Here is a 358-nt window from a genome sequence, read left to right as displayed (position 1 = left end):
GTATTATCAATAATCTCAATCTCACAATTATAAAGTGAAGCGATATATTCTATCAACTCAAAACCAAATCGCAGTAACCGATCTTTATACAAAACAACAACCTTTTCAACCTGATTTTGAGATATTCGCCTGATCAATTCCTGGAGCCCTTTTTTCTTATAATTAATTCCGGAACCGATATCACTTATTATCTCAAACGGCTGTCCTTTTGCCAGAAGATATGTTTTAACATTATCAATCTGTCGTTCCAGATCATCTTTCTGTTTATGACTGGAAACACGACAATACCCAATTGTAATGCGGTTTTTAGGCTTTACATTTATTACCTGGTTGAGTTGCTCATCAGAATAATATCTAT

Annotated in this window: 1 protein-coding gene; it reads right to left on the bottom strand. The window is 33.8% G+C overall.

The window, feature by feature from the left end:
- On the bottom strand, positions 1-358 hold a 358-nt coding region (locus G4417_RS16645; protein ID WP_173717711.1), incomplete at both ends, for an IS607 family transposase.

It is taken from the genome of Blautia wexlerae (assembly GCF_013300825.1).
In the GTDB taxonomy this organism is placed as follows: domain Bacteria; phylum Bacillota; class Clostridia; order Lachnospirales; family Lachnospiraceae; genus Blautia_A; species Blautia_A wexlerae_B.
This window is presented reverse-complemented; position numbering and strand designations above follow the sequence as displayed.